The sequence below is a fragment of the Embleya sp. NPDC001921 genome, assembly GCF_053594475.1.
This window is the reverse complement of sequence record NZ_JBSFEO010000060.1, coordinates 1-15,705: the sequence shown is the minus strand read 5'-3', so window position 1 is coordinate 15,705 and position 15,705 is coordinate 1. Positions and strand designations below refer to the sequence as shown.

Below are 15,705 nucleotides of genomic sequence, written 5' to 3'. Positions count from 1 at the left end.
AGCAAGGGATTCGGATGCTCCACCATCGAACGACGCGTACGGGGTCCCGGCGACGGTTGGCGGCGATCCTGTCCGCCGCGGCGCTCGGAGTCGGCCTTCTCACGGGTTGTGGTTCCGACTCGGACGACAAGGACAAGAAGGCGGACACGTCGAGCGGCAACGCCCCGGTCGCCGCCGCCGACGGCGTCTTCCCGGTCACGGTGGAGCACGCGTTCGGATCCACGAAGGTGGCCAAGGCCCCCAAGCGGGTCGTCTCCGTCGGCTACACCGACGACCAGGCCATCCTGGCGCTCGGCATCAAGCCGGTCGGCATGGTCGACCAGTACCCCAACCCGCCGGGCAAGACCCCCGACGTCAACACCCAGTGGGCCTGGACCAAGGACAAGTGGGGCGACACCCGCCCCGAGGTCGTGATGAACAACGGGGACTCCGCCCCCAATTACGAGAAGATCGCCGCGCTGCGGCCGGACCTGATCATCGCGGTCTACTCCGAGATCGACCAGGCCGCCTACGACAAGCTCTCCAAGATCGCCCCGACGGTGGGCCGCACCAAGGCCGAGAAAGAGCCGTTCAGCGCGCCGTGGCAGGACAACGCGATCCACATCGCCAAGGCGCTCGGCAAGTCCGACGAGGGCACCAAGATGGTGCGGGGCATCCAGGACAAGCTGGACGCGGCCCGCAAGGCGCACCCGGAGTTCGCGAACCAGACCGCCGTCGCGGTGTCCTGGTACAAGGACTCGCTCGCGCCGTTCACCACCACCGACGTGCGCGGACGACTGCTGACGGGCATCGGCTTCAAGGGCGCGACGGAGATCGACAAGATCGCGGACGGCAAGTTCTTCACGGTGCTCTCCCCCGAGCGCATGGACCTGCTCAACGTCGACCGCGTCTTCGTCATCAACGACCAGGCGGACCTGGACGCGGTGAAGAAGTTCCAGCTCTTCACCAACCTGCCCGCGGTCAAGAACGGGAAGGTGTCGTACCTGCTGGACGGCGAGGGCCCGGCGGTGGGCGCGGCCATGTCCCAGGGCACCTTGTTGTCCCTGCCGTACGCCATCGACGAACTCGTCAAGGCGGCCGGCTAGTCATGTCGATCGGCATAATCCGTCCCCGGTCCGCCTCGGGCCGGGGATGAGTACCACCGACACGCGCCCGGCGCCGGCGAGCCTGCGTACGGCGACCGGACGCCGGGCCACCCGATGGGTCGTGGCGCACTGCCGCGAAGTGCCGTGGCTGACCGCCGGAACCGTGCTCACCACGGTGGCCGGAGCGGCGCTCCAAGTACTTCCCGTGCTCCTGCTCGGCCGGGTGGTCGACGGCGTGATCGAGAGCGAATCGCGCTCGATCCTGGTCACCATCGGACTGCTGCTGGTGGCCGCCGCGCTCCTGGGCGCGGCGGCCGGCGCGGCGTCGACGTACCTGATCGGACGGCTGGGCGCGGACCTGCTCGCGCGGCTGCGCGAAGGCGCGGTCCGGGCCGTGCTGGGCATGCCGAGCGCGCGGATCGAGCAGGTCGGCCGAGGCGACGTGCTCTCCCGGGTCGGCGACGACGTGGCCGTGCTGTCCAAGGGCATCCGAGCGGCCGTCCCCACGGTGTTCTCGGCCGGAGTGCTGGTCGTCATCGCCACGGGCGGGATGTTCGGACTGGACTGGCGACTGGGACTGGCGGGCGCCGGCGCGCTGCCCGCGTACGCGCTGGCCCTGCGCTGGTATCTGCCCCGGTCCGCCCCGCTCTATCGGAAGCAGCGGGTGGCGCAGGCCGACCGTGCGCAGGCGTTGATCAGCGGGTTGGACGGCATCGACACGGTCCGGGCGTACCGCCTCGAGGACACCTTCCGGGAGAAGGTCACCCGCGAGTCGTGGCGCGTGCGCGAACTCGGCATCGAGGTGTTCCGGTTCTTCGGCCGGTTCGTCGGCCGGGAGAACCGCGCCGAGTTCATCGGGCTGGTCCTGATCATCGTGGTCGGATACGCCCTGTTGGAGGCCGATGCCGCCACCCTGGGCGAGGTGTCGGCAGCCCCGCTGATGTTCCATCGGCTGTTCACCCCGCTGGGCTCCATCATGTTCACCTTCGACGAGGCGCAGAAGTCGGGCGCGAGCCTGACCCGGCTGGTCGGGGTGCTGGAGGAGGCGGGCGAGGATCGGCTCGTGGGCGACGCGGGTGTGGCGTCCGCGGGCGTCGGGGCCGCGGAGGGCGTGTCCGCGAGTGTTGCGTCTGCCGGCGTCGGGTCCGCGGAAGCCGCGTCCGCGGGCGCCGCGTTCGTGGACGGCGCGCCGTACTCGGTGACGGTGCGCGGGCTGACGTTTTGTTATCCCGACACCGAGGAGCCGGTTCTGCGGGACGTCGACCTGACGATCCCGGCCGGTGGTTCGCTCGCGCTGGTGGGAGCGACGGGTGCGGGCAAGTCGACGCTGGCCGCGCTGATCGCGGGCATCGGGACGCCGCAGGCCGGCTCGGTGTGCGTGGGGTCGACCGACCTCGCCGATCTGGACGAGGCCGGGGCGCGGGCCCTGGTGAGCATCCTGACCCAGGAGACGCACGTCTTCTCCGGTTCCCTCGCCGACGATCTGCGGCTGGCCGCGCCGGAGGCGACCGACGCCGAACTGAGGCGCGCGTTGCGTACGGTCGGCGCCGACGGGTGGGTCGACGCGCTGCCCGACGGACCGAACACCGCGGTCGGCGAGGGCGGCGAACGCCTGGACGTCACCAAGGTCGCCCAGATCGCGTTGGCCCGGCTGGTGCTGGGCCGGTCGCCGGTGGTGGTGCTCGACGAGTCGACCGCGGAGGCGGGCAGCGCGGGCGCGGCCGAACTGGAGCGGGCCGTACGAGCCGCGTGCGCGGGCCGGACCACGTTGTTCGTGGCGCACCGGCTGACCCAGGCGATGGCGGCGGACCGGATCGCGGTGTTGGACGCGGGACGCGTCGTGGAGGAGGGAACGCACGAGGAGTTGGTGGCGCTGGGCGGGCGCTACGCCCGGCTGTGGCGGGCCTGGCGGGAAGGTGGTTGACGGGCGGCCCCGTCCATCCCGCGAACTCCGCGGACCCTTCGAACCCCGCGAACTCCGCTAACCCTTCGAACCCCGCGAACTCCGCGAACCCTTCGAACCCCGAGAGCTTCGCGAATCCCGCGAACTCCGCCGACCGGAAAGCGAATACCCGTCACCTCGATGAACACTCCCGACACGCAGCGGCCCCGCTCGGGGTCCGCCATCCTGCGGACCGCGATGCGTCGCAACGCCGGCGCCATGACCTGGGGCACCGTCCTCATGGGCATGTACCAGGCGGGCGAGACCGCCTTCCCCATCGCGATCGGTCTGATCGTCGAACACACGTTGCGGGACCGGAGCCTGGGCTCACTCGCCCTGTCGATCGCCGCGCTGGCCGTGATCATCACGACCGTGTCGTTGTCGTGGCGGTTCGGGATGCGCATCCTGCAGAAGGCCAACACGACCGAGGCGCACCACTGGCGGGTGGAGGTCGCGGCGTGCGGTCTCCAGCCGGTGGCCAGGGACGTCGACCTCAAGTCCGGCGAGGTGCTCACCATCGCCACCGAGGACGCCGACCAGACCGCCGACATCATCGAAGTGGTGCCGCTGCTGATCAGCTCCCTGGTCGCGGTACTGGTCGCGGCGGTCGCACTGGGCCTGGCCGACGTCCGGCTCGGCCTGCTGGTGATCGTGGGAACCGTTGCCATCCTGACCATCCTGAGCGTGATGTCCAAGCGCATCGGCGCCAGTACGCGCGAACAGCAGGCCCGGGTGGCCCGGGCGGGCGCGAAGGTCGCCGACCTGATCACCGGCCTGCGCCCGCTGCACGGCTTCGGCGGCAACCACGCGGCGTTCCTGTCCTACCGAAAGGTCAGCGCGGAGGCGCGGCGCCAGGCGATCACCGTCGCCAGGGTGAACGGCGTGTACGCGGGCACCGCCCAGGCCCTCAACGCGATCCTCGCCGTCGCGGTGACCGTGACGGCGGGTCTGCTGGCGTTCGACGGCTCGATCACGATCGGCCAACTCGTGATGGCGGTGGGGCTGGCGCAGTTCATCATGGAACCGCTCAAGCTTTTCTCGGACATGCCGAAATACGTGATGATCGCGCGTGCGTCGGCCGAGCGGATGGCGCTGGTGCTGGCCGCGCCGCCGGTGACCACCCCGGGGCCGGGGCGCCCGGCGGCGGGTGGAGACCTGGAGATCGACTGTGTGCGATACGGGTCGCTGCACAAGGTGAAGTTCCGGGTAGGCCCCGGCGAGTTCGTGGCGCTCGCCGCCTACCAGCCGCGCGCGGCGGCCGAACTCGCGTCGATCCTGGCCGTACACGTCCCGCCCGACGCCTACGAGGGAGTCGTACGGGTCGGCGGGCGGGAGATCGCGGGCCTGTCGATCGAGGCGGTCCGTGAACACATGCTGGTGAACCCGTACGACGGGGAGATCTTCGCGGGCACGCTCCGTACGAACATCGACCCGTCGGGCGGCAGCCGGATGATCCCCGAGGCCGTCGAGGCGTCCATGCTGACCGACGTCGTCGCCCTGCACCGCGAAGGACTCGACTACGGCGTCCGCGACCGCGGCGCGAACCTGTCCGGAGGCCAGCGGCAACGGCTTTCCCTGGCCCGCGCCCTCGCCGCCGACACCGACGTCCTCGTCCTGCACAACCCGACGACGGCCGTCGACGCGGTCACCGAACAGCTCATCGCGCGCAACATCGCGAAGCTGCGCCGAGGCCGCACGACCGTCGTGATCACCGGCAGCCCGGCCCTCCTGGACGTCGCGGACCGGGTCCTGGTCCTGGACGACGGCGTCATCACGGCCGAGGACACCCATCGGAACCTACTTGCCACGGACGCGGACTACTGCTCGGCCGTGGCTCGATGACCCGGGGGCGACGACTCACCGTGTGGCGGACGATCGATGGTGCGGGCGCCGATCGATGGTGTGGGTGCCGATCGATCGGGTGGATGTCGATCGGCGGGTGTCCTGCGGGAGGATGACCCGCATGCAATTCCTCTTGATCGCTCACGACGGAACCGACGAACACGCCGCGGCCCGTCGACTCGCGGCCAGGCCGCGTCACATCGAACTCGGCGACACGATGGTTGCCGCGGGACGAATGTTGTTCGGTACCGCGATCCTCGACGCCGATGGACGGATGATCGGATCGATGTTGGTCCTGGACTTCCCCACGCGCGCCGAACTCGACGCCTGGTTGACGGTCGAGCCGTACATGACCGGCGATGTCTGGCGGGACGTCGACATTCGCCCGTGTGCGGTGGGGCCGTCCTTCGCCGGCGTGGCGGGGCCTCGGCCGGGGGCGCGCTGAGCGCACCCGACGCCGTCATATCGGCGGGCGCCGTTCGCGTACGGTGACGGCGTCCCGGCCGAGTGGGTCCATCGCGACGGCGGTGCGCGGTGCGACCACGGCAATGCCGCGCGATCGCCGGGATCGGCGTCAGCGCGCGAACTTCGCGACGGCGGCCGGGGTGACCGGGGTGAAGAAGTTGACGAGGTTGCCGTCCGGGTCGCGGAACAGGAGCGCACGGTTGCCCCAGGGCATCGTGGTGGGCTCGTTGACGAAGTCCGCCACGAAGCCGGTCAGGTTCCGGTGCACGCCGTCCACGTCGTCGACGAGGAATTCGATGATGACGCTGCGGTTGTCCGCCGGGTGGGCGGAGCCGGGCGCGAACAGGGGGACGGTGCGGGTGCCGGCGATCGCCAGGGTGGCCGAGGCGGTCCTGAGTTCGGCGAAGTCCTCGGTGGCCCAGTCCGCCCGCACGCCGGTGGCGCGCTCGTAGAAGTCGACGAGGCGGGCCACGTCGGCCGTGATGATGCGGATCGAGACGAAGTTCATGGGGACTCTCCCGGCTGGTGATCGGTGATCGGTGATCGGTCGGTGCTTGCGATCACACGCTACGATCGATACCGGACACAATCCGCCCGGTATTCACGGGAGACTTTCGGTCATGGCCCGACCCACCGCTCGCGTGCTCACCCTGCTGGAGCTCCTGCAAGGCGGCGGCCTGCGAACGGTGGCCGAACTCGCCGAGCGGCTCGGTGTCGACGAGCGCACGGTGCGTCGGTACGTCGACCACCTCATCGATCTCGACGTACCGGTCGAGTCCGTGCGTGGCCGCTATGGCGGCTACCGCCTGGCTTCCGGCTACCGCATGCCACCGCTGATGCTGAGCGACGACGAGGCGCTCGCTGTACTGCTCGGACTGATCGCGGGCCGGCGGGCCGGTCTGGCGACGACCACCGGCACGGCCGGCGAGACGGCGGCGGCGAAGATCCGGCGAGTACTGCCCGAGCGGCTGCGACACAGGCTCGACGCTGTACTGGGCACGCTCGCCTTCACCGCCGAACCCGGCGAGCCGACCGTCCCGGAGAGCGCGGTCCTGCTCTCGGTCGCCGACGCGGTGCGCCATCACCGGCCGATCTCGATCCGGTACATCGCCGCCGACGGCCGACGCAGCGAACGCACGCTGCACCCGTACGGTCTCGTCGCCCACTCGGGCAGGTGGTACGTGACGGGCGCGGACGTCGCGGTGGGTGAGGAGCGGACGTTCCGGCTGGATCGCATCGCCGGCGCGCGGACCCTGCCGGGCGCGTTCGAGCCGCCTGCCGAGTTCGACCCGGCGGAGCGCGTTTTGACCGGGTTGGCCGGCACTCCGTACCGGCACGAGGTGACCCTGCGGATCCAGGGGACAGCCGAGCAGATCCACACCCGACTTCCCGCCGGGATCGCGATCGTGTCGGAGTCGCCACCCGAGACCGACGCGGATTCCGACGCCGGGCACTGGTCCCGTGTCGAGCTGCGCGTGGAACGACTCGACTGGCTGCCCGCCGTGCTCGCGTCGCTGGACCGGCCGTTCCGCGTCGAGCGACCGGATCAACTCCGCGACCTCGTCGTGGCGCTGGCCGACCGGCTCACGGACTCGGCTCGGCGAACCCCGCCGCAGGCGTGAGGGACGGCGGTGGCCGGAACCGTGTCGGGCCCGGCTCGGCCCGCTTGCGTAGAGTCTTCGGGTCCGGGTCACCGCCGTACAGCTCGGCAGCGCGTTGTTCGCCACCGCCCTCGCCCGGGAGGCGGCCGTGCCGTGGCGGATCGGCGACCGCGGGCTTGCGCTTCCCGGCACCGGCACCGGCATCGCGCCGTACGTTCATGCCCGGGCCTGACCTGAACCGGCGTCGATCGACCGCCGGGTTGGGCGGAGGAGGGAAGCGGGAAGGCTCTCGACGATGGTCCGTCGGGTCGAGGGGGAATGTCCGTGGTACGCAGGGGTGGTTCGGGTACGAGTGCGCAAAAGGGTCATCCGTTCGGTCGTCGGCCCTCCGGCGGGTGGGCCGATGTGGTGTGGGACTGGTCGAAGTCCGGTACCCGACACGCGGCCTTGAACCGGGTGTTACGCCGGCTTCCCGGTGTCGGGTCGGCGACCGCGTACCGGTTCGGCCTGGTGGAGCGGGCACACTACGCGTACGGGGTGCGCCGGGCCACCGAGTCGGCCGCGCGTCTGGGGCATCGGGGCGTGACGGTCGTGGAGTTCGGGGTGGCCGGCGGCAACGGGCTGTTGGCCCTCGCCGAGCACGCCCGCTACTACGCCGCCGCCACGGGCGTCGCGGTGCGGGTGGTCGGCTTCGACGGCGGGGCGGGTATGCCGCCGGCCAAGGATCCCCGGGATCTGCCCTATCTGTTCGGTCCCGGCTTCTACACGATGGACCACGAGCGATTGCACCGCCGGCTGGGCGAGACCGAGTTGGTGATCGGCGACCTCGCGCGGACGTTGCCGGACTACCTCGACACCCACGAGCGCGAACTGCGGGCCCACCCGGTCGGGTTCATCTCCCTGGACCTGGATCACTACACCTCCACGGCGACCGCGCTGGATCTCTTCCGCCGGCCCGGCCACGGCCACCTGTTGCCCCGGGTCACCTGTTACCTCGACGATCTCCCGGGCACCATCGACCGGATCGGCGAGGCCGCCGCGATCGCCGAATTCAACGCCGCCCACCCGGACCGGGTGATCGGCCGCGTCCTGGGCCTGCGCGCGTTCACGCCCCTCGACCCCCCGTGGGCCGACCAGATCTACGTCCACCACCGCTTGGACCACCCCGACTACGCAACCCTGGAAGTCGGCGCCACCGGCGACCGCCTGCCCCTCACACCCTGACGGCCGGAAGCGCGGGCGCGGCTCAGGGGGTCGAGTCGCGCCACTCGCGCCAGGTGAGGCCGCGCGGGGCCAGCTCGGTGGCGTGGAAGGCGGTCCAGGTGGTGGTGTTGGGTCCGGCGCTCGGGGCGTCGGGGGCGCTGGTGTACAGCGGGTGCCGGGTGCGTACGAGGTCGGCCAGCCACGGTTCCAGCGCGTCGAAGCCGTCCAGCGTCCATGCGCGCGCGTGGTAGACGAGGCTGCCCGGCGTCTCGCTCTCCGCGATGCCCATCGCGGGCACGTACGGGCAGATCCGGCTCCAGCAGTTGGTGACCGGCATCGCTCCCGTCCGGGCGCCGGCGTCCGTACCGGAGTATGCGCGGGCGTCGTCCTCGTGCACGAGGAAGTCGAACAACTCCCATGACGTGTAGGTCGAGTTCGCGAGGCCGAAGTCGTCGTCCACGCCGTATCGGTCGGCGAGGCGGTAGACGGGAGGCACGTCCAGGGTCCACACCAGGTTGCGGTGCACCCGCCGCGGCGCGACGGAGCCGGCCAGCGGAACCTCGGCGGGGCCGAACAGCGCGAACAGGGCGCCGGCGCGGATGCGATACGACAACTGCACGCGGTCGTTGGCGATCGGCGGAAGCGGACGGGTCCGCCCGTCGAGCGGGTTCGTCCACTCCGTCAGGACGTTGCCGTCCTTCGGATCGGTGTAGAAGACGATCTCGCGCGAGACCATGTGCAGGTCGTCGGTGCCCGGCGTGTGGACGAGCCGGCGAATGTTGTAGCCCTCGACGCCGAACAGCGCCCGGCCGTGCGGGAATGCCTTGCCGTGAACGTCACCGGGCACGTGGTTGTGCACGGTTCCGCTGATGCGATAGAGCATGTCGCGGCCATCGGGACGGCCGAGCAGCCGCACGAAGAGTCGGGCGTTCGCGTCGTCGAGCGACGCGATCAGGGCCTCGGGCGATGTCTTGCCGGCTTCCATACGCGGTGTCCGTCCACTCGTCTCGATCCTGTCCGGCCACATCATTTCGCGGAATCCGAACCCCGGGCGCCGTCGCACGGGATCTCGCCGTCGATGCGTGCGAAGGAGAACAGATATATTCCTTGACTCGAATATTCGCTGTCGTGAATACTGCTTGGCATGGACGCACTCCTCACCGCACTGGCCGATCCGGCCCGATGGCGGCTCGTGAGCCTGCTGGCCGAGCGACCCCGCTCGGTCGGTGTCCTCGCCCAACTCGCCGACGCACGCCAGCCGCAGACCACCAAGCACCTGCAGACCCTCGAGCGCGCCGGCGTGGTCACCTCGCAGCGCACCGGCCAGCGCCGCGTGTACGCCCTCCAGCCGGGCCCGCTGCGGGACCTGGCGGCCGCACTCGTGCGGCTCGCCGACACCGCGGAACGGGTCACCGGTCCCGACTCGCCCTACGACCGCCACGGGCTCAGCCTGCGCGCCGAGCGGCTCGCCGCGGACGAGACGGGGTGGGCCGACGGCCGCTCGTTCGGGTTCCGCCGGTCGCTGCCCGGACGCCCGGAGTCGGTCTGGCGCCACCTGACCGAGACCGCCCCGCTCTCCCGCTGGTGGACGCCGGACGACCTGCGGGTCTCCGAACTCGTCTTCGAGGCGCGACCGGGCGGGCGGGTCGTCCTGGAGTACCGCGATGCCGAGGACGTCGACGGCTCCGAGCCGGTCGCCGGGCGGGCGGAGGGAGTCGTCGAGGACGTCCGCCCCGGTGAGCGCCTCGCCTACCGGCTCTCCCCGCTGCTTCCCGACGGCGGCCTCGCCTTCACCTCCCATGTCGAACTCGTGCTCCGGCCCACCGATACCGGCACGGACCTCGACGCGCACTGGCGGATCACCGACAGCACCGTCGACTCCGCGGACTTCGTCGCCGGCATCGAGATCGGCTTCGGGCAGAGCCTCGACAAGCTGGCGGCGATCCTCGCCGCCGACGCACAGAACACCGTCGGGACCGGCAACGGCATCGACGACACCGACGGCACCGACGACACCGAGCACGACACCCGCACAAGGAGCACGAAATGACCGAGCAGACCGCCAACCGCAGGGTCGTCACCAACATCGCCCTCTCCCTCGACGGCCACTACGCCGGGCCGGACAACCCGCTCGACATGAGCTGGGTGATGCCGTACGCGCACACCGACGTCGCCCGCGACCACATGACCGCCCTCTGCGAACCGGCCACGACGGCCCTGCTCGGGCGGGTCAACGCCGAGGGGTTCCTCGGCTTCTGGCCCACCGTCATCGACATGGAGGGCGCCGACCCGCGCGACGTGGGCTTCGCGAAGTGGCTCGTCGACGCCGAGAAGGTGGTCCTCTCCGGCAGCCTCGACCACGCGCCCTGGGAGCGGACCACGATCGTCGACAAGCCGACCGCCGAGGCGATCAAGGACCTCCGGGCGACCGAGGGCGGCGACATCCTCGTACTGGCCAGCGCGAGCGTCATCAAGGCCCTGCTGGCCGCTGACGAGGTCGACCGCCTCGCGCTCACGGTCTTCCCCCTCTTCCTCGGCGGCGGACCGCGCCTGTTCGACGACGGCCTGCCCGCGGGGAAGTGGGAACTCGTCAGCCAGACCGCGGGCGAACACGGCACGGTGTCCGTCGTCTACGACCGAATCCGCTGACCCGGCCGATCGAGAGCACCACCGCGACCGCGCCATGGACCCCGTACGTACAAGGCTGCCCCGCACGGCCACAGGCCCCGGAACCCGTGTTCGGGTTCCGGGGCCTGGGTGGGTGCCGTCGGCATGGTCGCCGCTCGGCCAATGGTTCAGGCCGTGGCCGGGTGCCGGTCGTCGCTCACAGGCCGCGGGCCAGGCGGTCGGTCAGCAGACGGGTGAAGCGGGCCGGGTCGGGCAGGTCGCCGCCCTCGGCGAGCAGCGCGCCGCCGTAGACCAGCTCGACGACGTCCGCCAGCGCCGGGTCGTCGGCGTTCGCCTCGTGCGCCGAGCGCAGCGCGGTGATCAGCGGGTGCGCCGGGTTGAGCTCCAGGATGCGCTTGACCGGGGGCATCTGTTGCCCCATCGCCCGGTACATCTTCTCCAGGGTCGGGGTCATGTCGTTGGCGTCGCCGACGATGCACGCCGCCGACGTGGTCAGCCGCGACGACAGCCGGACCTGCTTCACCTGTTCGGACAGCGTCGTGGTCAACCACGGCAGCAGGGCGGCGAAGTCCTGCTCGCGCTTGGCCTTCTCCGACCCGGCCTCCTCGTCGCCGTCGGCCGGCTCGTCGAGGTCCACCTGTCCCTTGGCGATGGACTGGAGGCTGTGCCCGTCGAAGGCCGGGACCTGGTCGACCCAGACCTCGTCGACCGGGTCGGTGAGGATCAGGACCTCGTACCCCTTGGCGGTGAAGGCCTCCATGTGCGGCGAGTTCTCCACCATCGCGCGGGTCTCGCCGGTCAGGTAGTAGATCGCGTCCTGACCGTCCTTCATGCGCTCGACGTACTCGCGCAGCGTGGTGGTCTTCTCCGCGTCGTGCGTGGAGGCGGCCGACACCAGCTCCAGGATGGCCTCGGTGTTGTCGGGGTCCTCGAAGAGGCCCTCCTTCAGCGCGCGGCCGAACTGGGCCCAGAACGTCGCGTAGCGCTCGGCGTCCTTGGCCTGCATGTCCTTGATCGCGCCGAGGACCTTCTTGACCAGGCGCCGGCGCACGCCGCGAATCTGCCGGTCCTGCTGCAGGATCTCGCGGGAGATGTTCAGCGACAGGTCGTGCGCGTCCACGACACCCTTGACGAAGCGCAGGTAGTTCGGCATCAGCGCTTCGCAGTCGTCCATGATGAACACGCGCTTGACGTACAGTTGCACGCCGCTCTTGGTCTCGCGGGAGAACAGGTCGAACGGTGCCTGCGAGGGGATGAACAGCAGCGCCTCGTACTCGAAGTTGCCCTCGGCGCGCATGTGGATGGTCTCGGCCGGGTCGAGCCGGTCGTGGCTGATCTGCTGGTAGAACTCGCTGTACTCGGCCTCGGTCACCTCGCTGCGCGGCCGGGCCCACAGCGCCTTCATCGAGTTGAGCGTGTCGACCCCGTGCGTGGTGACGCCGTCGGCGTCGGTGCGCTCGGTGGCCATCCGGATCGGCCAGCGGATGAAGTCCGAGTACTGCTTGACGATCTGGCGGATCTTCCAATCGGCCAGGTAGTCGGCCAGCCCGTCCTCGCTGTCGGCGGTCTTGAGGTGGAGGGTGACCGAGGTGCCCACGGGCAGGTCGTCGACGGCCCCGATGGTGTAGGTGCCCTCGCCGTCGGACTCCCACTCGGTGCCGGCCTCGGTGCCGGCCCGCCTGGTGCGCAGGGTGACCTTGTCGGCGACCATGAACGCCGAGTAGAAGCCGACGCCGAACTGCCCGATCAGGCTCTGCGCCGCGACGGTGTCCTTGGCGTCCTTGGCTTCCTTGATCTTCTCCAGCAGACCGGCGGTGCCGGACTTGGCGATCGTGCCGATCAGGTCCACGATGTCGTCCCGGCTCATGCCGATCCCGGTGTCGCGGACGGTCAGCGTGCGGGCGTCCTTGTCCACGACCAAGGCGATGTGCAGGTCGGACGTGTCGACCTCGAGGTCGGAGTCGATCAGGGACTCCAGCCGCAGCTTGTCCAGTGCGTCGGAGGCGTTCGAGATCAGCTCGCGCAGGAAGATGTCCTTGTTCGAGTAGATCGAGTGGATCACCAACTGGAGCAACTGACGGGTCTCGGCCTGGAATTCCAGCGTTTCGACGCTGCTACCCACCCTGGGGTCTCCTTTCGGGATGAAACATGTCGGGATGCAAACATGACGATGTACCGATATGGCGTGGACCGGGAACACGCGGGACGTTCACCGCTGCCGTGTCCGGCGGCGGTGATCGCACGCCCGGCGCACCTCGGCGGTGCTGCGCACCACCGCGCCGACCCGCTCGGCCAGCGCGGGATGGCCGGGCTGTAGATGGCCGCGGGCCTGGGCCAGCGGACCCAGCAGGTCCGCGGGATCGTCCCGGCCCAGCGCCCGCCGGAGCGCGGCCAGTTCGGGTTCGGCACCGACCGGCAGGTCGGTCAGGGCGCCGATCTGCCCGGCCAATTGCCGCAGGCCGGCGGCATGCGTCCGAGCCCAGCCGGCCACCGCCCGGTCACCGGCCCGCCGGTCCCGCTCGGCGGCCACCCGCTGGTCGCCGGTGGCCGTCGAACCGTCGGGTGCGGGTCGAAGCCGCAGGTAGCGCCGCTCGGCCGCCTGCCGGCCGGCCACGCCCAGGGCCGGCGCCAGATCCGCCCAGCTTGTGCCCAACCGCCGGGCGGCCTCGATCAGATCGGGCTCCCAGCCGGCGATCTCCAGGCGCAGCTCGCGCAGCAGTGTCAGCGCGACCAGCACCTGGTGCGCGCTCAGCGGCGGGTCGGACGTACCGGGTGGACGCGTCGGCTCCCCGACCGCGCGCATCGCGTCCCGGATCCGTCCGAGGGCCACACCGGTGTCCAAGCCGGTCGGGGCGGCAGGGACACGGCCGGATGCCGTGCCGAACGTCGGCCCCGGGTCGCGCTCGTCGTACCCCATGTCCGTGTGCCCCGTCCCCTCGCGCCCCATCCTCTTGGTGCCCCGAGGGAGTCGTCTCCTCGGTCGGAGTCGTCTCCTCGGTGACGCCACATCGTGTCGTCGTAGCGACGACACGATAGGGCGGAGTGTGCGAGCGCGTCCAGACGCTCACGGTTGGTGAGCATCTCGGCGTGCCCCTGGGGCACGGGTGATCGCGGATGGGATGGGAACTCCGCGTGACGTCGGTGCCCTCGCCGTATGAGGATGTCCACATGTCAGACAACAGCCCCTCGTTGCCCCGTCAGGTCGCCGACGCGTACGTCGACGAACTCATCGCGCTCGACCCGGTCATCGGGACCTACCTCGGTGTCCCGGCCAGCTCCGCCAAGCTGCCCGATCTCTCCCCCGCCGGCCAGGAGGCGCGCGCCGAACTCGCGCGGGCCACCCTCGCCAGGCTCGCCGAAGCCGAGCAACTGCCCGGCGCGGACGACGACATCGAGCGGCGCTGCGCGCGCCTGCTCCGCGAGCGGCTGACCGCGCAACTCGCGGTGCACGAGGCCGGCGAGGGCCTGCGCACCGTCGGCAACCTCGGTACGCCGCTGCACGAGGTCCGCGAGGTGTTCCCGGTGACGCCCGCCGAGACCGAGCAGGACTGGGCCGCGATCGCCGAGCGCCTGCGCGCGGTGCCGGGCGCGCTGGAGGGCTACCGCGCCTCGCTCGCCCTGGGCCTGGAGCGCAAGCTGTACGCGAGCCCTCGCCCGACCGCGACGTGCGTCGAGCAGCTCGGCGAGTGGGCCGACACCGACGGCAACGGCCGCGGCTGGTTCGAGGACTTCGCCTCCGCCGGACCCGAGGCCCTGCGCACCGAACTCGACGAGTCCGCACGCGCCGCCACCGCCGCCGTCACGGCGCTGCGCGACTGGATGCGGGACGTGTACGCGCCCACCATCGCCGACGCGCCCGACATCGTCGGGCGCGAACGGTACGCCCTGTGGTCGCGCTTCTTCAACGGCACGGACCTCGATCTGGACGAGGCCTACGCCTACGGCTGGTCGGAGTACCACCGCATCCTGGGCGAGATGCGGGAGGAGGCCGAGAAGGTCCTCCCCGGCGCCGCGACGCCGTGGGTCGCGCTCGCCCACCTCGACGAGCACGGCACACACATCGAAGGCGTCGACGAGGTCCAGGCCTGGCTGCAGGGCCTGATGGACCAGGCGATCGACCGCCTCGACGGCACACACTTCGAACTCGCGCCGCAGGTGCGCAAGGTCGAGTCGTGCATCGCCCCGCCCGGGAGCGCCGCCGCGCCGTACTACACGCCGCCGTCCGAGGACTTCTCCCGTCCGGGCCGCACGTGGCTGCCGACCATGGGCCGGACCAGATTCCCGGTCTACGACCTCGTGTCGACCTGGTACCACGAGGGTGTGCCCGGCCACCACCTCCAGCTCGCGCAGTGGACGCTCGTCGCGGGCAACCTGTCCCGCTACCAGGCCACCATCGGTGGGGTGAGCGCCAACGCCGAGGGCTGGGCACTGTACGCCGAGCGCCTGATGGACGAACTCGGCTTCCTCACCGACGCCGAGCAGCGCCTGGGCTACCTCGACGCCCAGATGATGCGCGCCACCCGCGTCATCGTCGACATCGGGATGCATCTGGAGCTGGAGATCCCCGCGGACTCCCCGTTCCACCCCGGCGAGCGCTGGACCCCGGAACTGGCGCAGGAGTTCTTCGGTATGCACAGCAGCCGGCCCGCCGACTTCGTGGAGAGCGAGCTCACCCGCTATCTGACCATCCCCGGCCAGGCCATCGGCTACAAGCTCGGCGAACGCGTCTGGCTCCTGGGTCGCGAGAACGCCCGGAAGGCCCATGGCGCGGCCTTCGACTTGAAGGCCTGGCACATGGCGGCGTTGTCGCAGGGTTCGCTGGGGCTCGACGATCTGGCGGACGAGCTGTCCTCGGTGCCGGCTCCGTAGTACCGCGGATCGAGCCGGGGGGGGGGGCGGGGGGGGGCCCCGCCCGGGGGGGGGGGGGGGGGGGGGAGGC

General features: G+C 70.9%; 13 protein-coding genes. 9 read left to right on the top strand and 4 right to left on the bottom strand.

Annotated elements, in window-relative coordinates; translation table 11 throughout:
* Positions 1-14: 14 nt before the first annotated feature.
* From ACWCPW_RS44665 to ACWCPW_RS44650, 4 genes are all read left to right on the top strand, one after another.
* Positions 15-1,085 carry an iron-siderophore ABC transporter substrate-binding protein gene (locus tag ACWCPW_RS44665; protein WP_449767367.1) on the top strand — a complete coding sequence of 357 codons (1,071 nt, stop codon included), beginning with the start codon at positions 15-17 and terminating at the stop codon, positions 1,083-1,085.
* Positions 1,086-1,131: 46 nt separating this feature from the next.
* Positions 1,132-3,009 (top strand): ABC transporter ATP-binding protein, encoded by a 1,878-nt coding sequence (locus tag ACWCPW_RS44660; RefSeq protein WP_449767366.1) that lies wholly within the window; start codon positions 1,132-1,134, stop codon positions 3,007-3,009.
* A gap of 159 nt (positions 3,010-3,168) precedes the next feature.
* Positions 3,169-4,869 carry an ABC transporter ATP-binding protein gene (locus ACWCPW_RS44655; protein ID WP_449767365.1) on the top strand — a complete coding sequence of 567 codons (1,701 nt, stop codon included), beginning with the start codon at positions 3,169-3,171 and terminating at the stop codon, positions 4,867-4,869.
* Between the two features lie 121 nt (positions 4,870-4,990).
* A complete protein-coding gene (locus ACWCPW_RS44650; protein WP_449767364.1) occupies positions 4,991-5,314 on the top strand; it encodes a YciI family protein in 324 nt (107 codons plus the stop codon).
* Positions 5,315-5,443: 129 nt separating this feature from the next.
* Here ACWCPW_RS44650 and ACWCPW_RS44645 read toward each other — a convergent pair whose 3' ends face one another.
* Positions 5,444-5,842 (bottom strand): VOC family protein, encoded by a 399-nt coding sequence (locus tag ACWCPW_RS44645; RefSeq protein WP_449767363.1) that lies wholly within the window; start codon positions 5,840-5,842, stop codon positions 5,444-5,446.
* Between the two features lie 112 nt (positions 5,843-5,954).
* Here ACWCPW_RS44645 and ACWCPW_RS44640 point away from each other — a divergent pair, with 112 nt between their 5' ends.
* Both ACWCPW_RS44640 and ACWCPW_RS44635 read left to right on the top strand, forming a co-directional pair.
* Positions 5,955-6,956, top strand: a complete 1,002-nt coding sequence (locus ACWCPW_RS44640; RefSeq protein ID WP_449767362.1) for a helix-turn-helix transcriptional regulator — start codon at positions 5,955-5,957, stop codon at positions 6,954-6,956.
* 303 nt (positions 6,957-7,259) lie between these two features.
* Complete coding sequence (locus ACWCPW_RS44635; RefSeq protein ID WP_449767361.1) at positions 7,260-8,159, top strand: hypothetical protein; 900 nt, start codon at positions 7,260-7,262, stop codon at positions 8,157-8,159.
* Between the two features lie 22 nt (positions 8,160-8,181).
* Here ACWCPW_RS44635 and ACWCPW_RS44630 read toward each other — a convergent pair whose 3' ends face one another.
* On the bottom strand, positions 8,182-9,123 hold the full coding sequence (locus ACWCPW_RS44630) for a DUF1838 family protein (RefSeq protein ID WP_449767360.1): 942 nt from the start codon (positions 9,121-9,123) through the stop codon (positions 8,182-8,184).
* A gap of 159 nt (positions 9,124-9,282) precedes the next feature.
* Here ACWCPW_RS44630 and ACWCPW_RS44625 point away from each other — a divergent pair, with 159 nt between their 5' ends.
* Both ACWCPW_RS44625 and ACWCPW_RS44620 read left to right on the top strand, forming a co-directional pair.
* On the top strand, positions 9,283-10,188 hold the full coding sequence (locus ACWCPW_RS44625) for a metalloregulator ArsR/SmtB family transcription factor (RefSeq protein WP_449767359.1): 906 nt from the start codon (positions 9,283-9,285) through the stop codon (positions 10,186-10,188).
* The gene (locus tag ACWCPW_RS44620; protein WP_449767358.1) at positions 10,185-10,787 is read left to right on the top strand and encodes a dihydrofolate reductase family protein; all 603 of its coding nucleotides are present in this window, start codon (positions 10,185-10,187) and stop codon (positions 10,785-10,787) included. The genes ACWCPW_RS44625 and ACWCPW_RS44620 overlap by 4 nt, the downstream gene beginning before the upstream one ends.
* 175 nt (positions 10,788-10,962) lie before the next feature.
* Here ACWCPW_RS44620 and htpG read toward each other — a convergent pair whose 3' ends face one another.
* Both htpG and ACWCPW_RS44610 read right to left on the bottom strand, forming a co-directional pair.
* Positions 10,963-12,888: a molecular chaperone HtpG gene (gene htpG / locus ACWCPW_RS44615; RefSeq protein WP_449767357.1), complete on the bottom strand. Its 1,926-nt coding sequence runs from the start codon at positions 12,886-12,888 to the stop codon at positions 10,963-10,965.
* 87 nt (positions 12,889-12,975) lie between these two features.
* The gene (locus ACWCPW_RS44610; RefSeq protein ID WP_449767356.1) at positions 12,976-13,596 is read right to left on the bottom strand and encodes a type III effector protein; all 621 of its coding nucleotides are present in this window, start codon (positions 13,594-13,596) and stop codon (positions 12,976-12,978) included.
* A 338-nt stretch (positions 13,597-13,934) separates the two neighbouring features.
* On the opposite strand from ACWCPW_RS44610, the gene ACWCPW_RS44605 reads away from it, so the two are divergent.
* Positions 13,935-15,635 (top strand): DUF885 domain-containing protein, encoded by a 1,701-nt coding sequence (locus ACWCPW_RS44605; protein ID WP_449767355.1) that lies wholly within the window; start codon positions 13,935-13,937, stop codon positions 15,633-15,635.
* The last annotated feature ends 70 nt before the right edge of the window (positions 15,636-15,705 follow it).

Excerpts from the sequence above, each read along its gene's own strand:
- ACWCPW_RS44605 (WP_449767355.1), top strand. The coding sequence starts at position 13,935 with ATGTCAGACAACAGCCCCTCGTTGCCCCGTCAGGTCGCCGACGCGTAC.
- ACWCPW_RS44650 (WP_449767364.1), top strand. The coding sequence starts at position 4,991 with ATGCAATTCCTCTTGATCGCTCACGACGGAACCGACGAACACGCCGCG.
- ACWCPW_RS44660 (WP_449767366.1), top strand. The coding sequence starts at position 1,132 with ATGAGTACCACCGACACGCGCCCGGCGCCGGCGAGCCTGCGTACGGCG.
- ACWCPW_RS44620 (WP_449767358.1), top strand. The coding sequence starts at position 10,185 with ATGACCGAGCAGACCGCCAACCGCAGGGTCGTCACCAACATCGCCCTC.
- ACWCPW_RS44645 (WP_449767363.1), bottom strand. The coding sequence starts at position 5,842 with ATGAACTTCGTCTCGATCCGCATCATCACGGCCGACGTGGCCCGCCTC.
- ACWCPW_RS44655 (WP_449767365.1), top strand. The coding sequence starts at position 3,169 with ATGAACACTCCCGACACGCAGCGGCCCCGCTCGGGGTCCGCCATCCTG.
- ACWCPW_RS44625 (WP_449767359.1), top strand. The coding sequence starts at position 9,283 with ATGGACGCACTCCTCACCGCACTGGCCGATCCGGCCCGATGGCGGCTC.
- ACWCPW_RS44630 (WP_449767360.1), bottom strand. The coding sequence starts at position 9,123 with ATGGAAGCCGGCAAGACATCGCCCGAGGCCCTGATCGCGTCGCTCGAC.
- ACWCPW_RS44640 (WP_449767362.1), top strand. The coding sequence starts at position 5,955 with ATGGCCCGACCCACCGCTCGCGTGCTCACCCTGCTGGAGCTCCTGCAA.
- ACWCPW_RS44665 (WP_449767367.1), top strand. The coding sequence starts at position 15 with ATGCTCCACCATCGAACGACGCGTACGGGGTCCCGGCGACGGTTGGCG.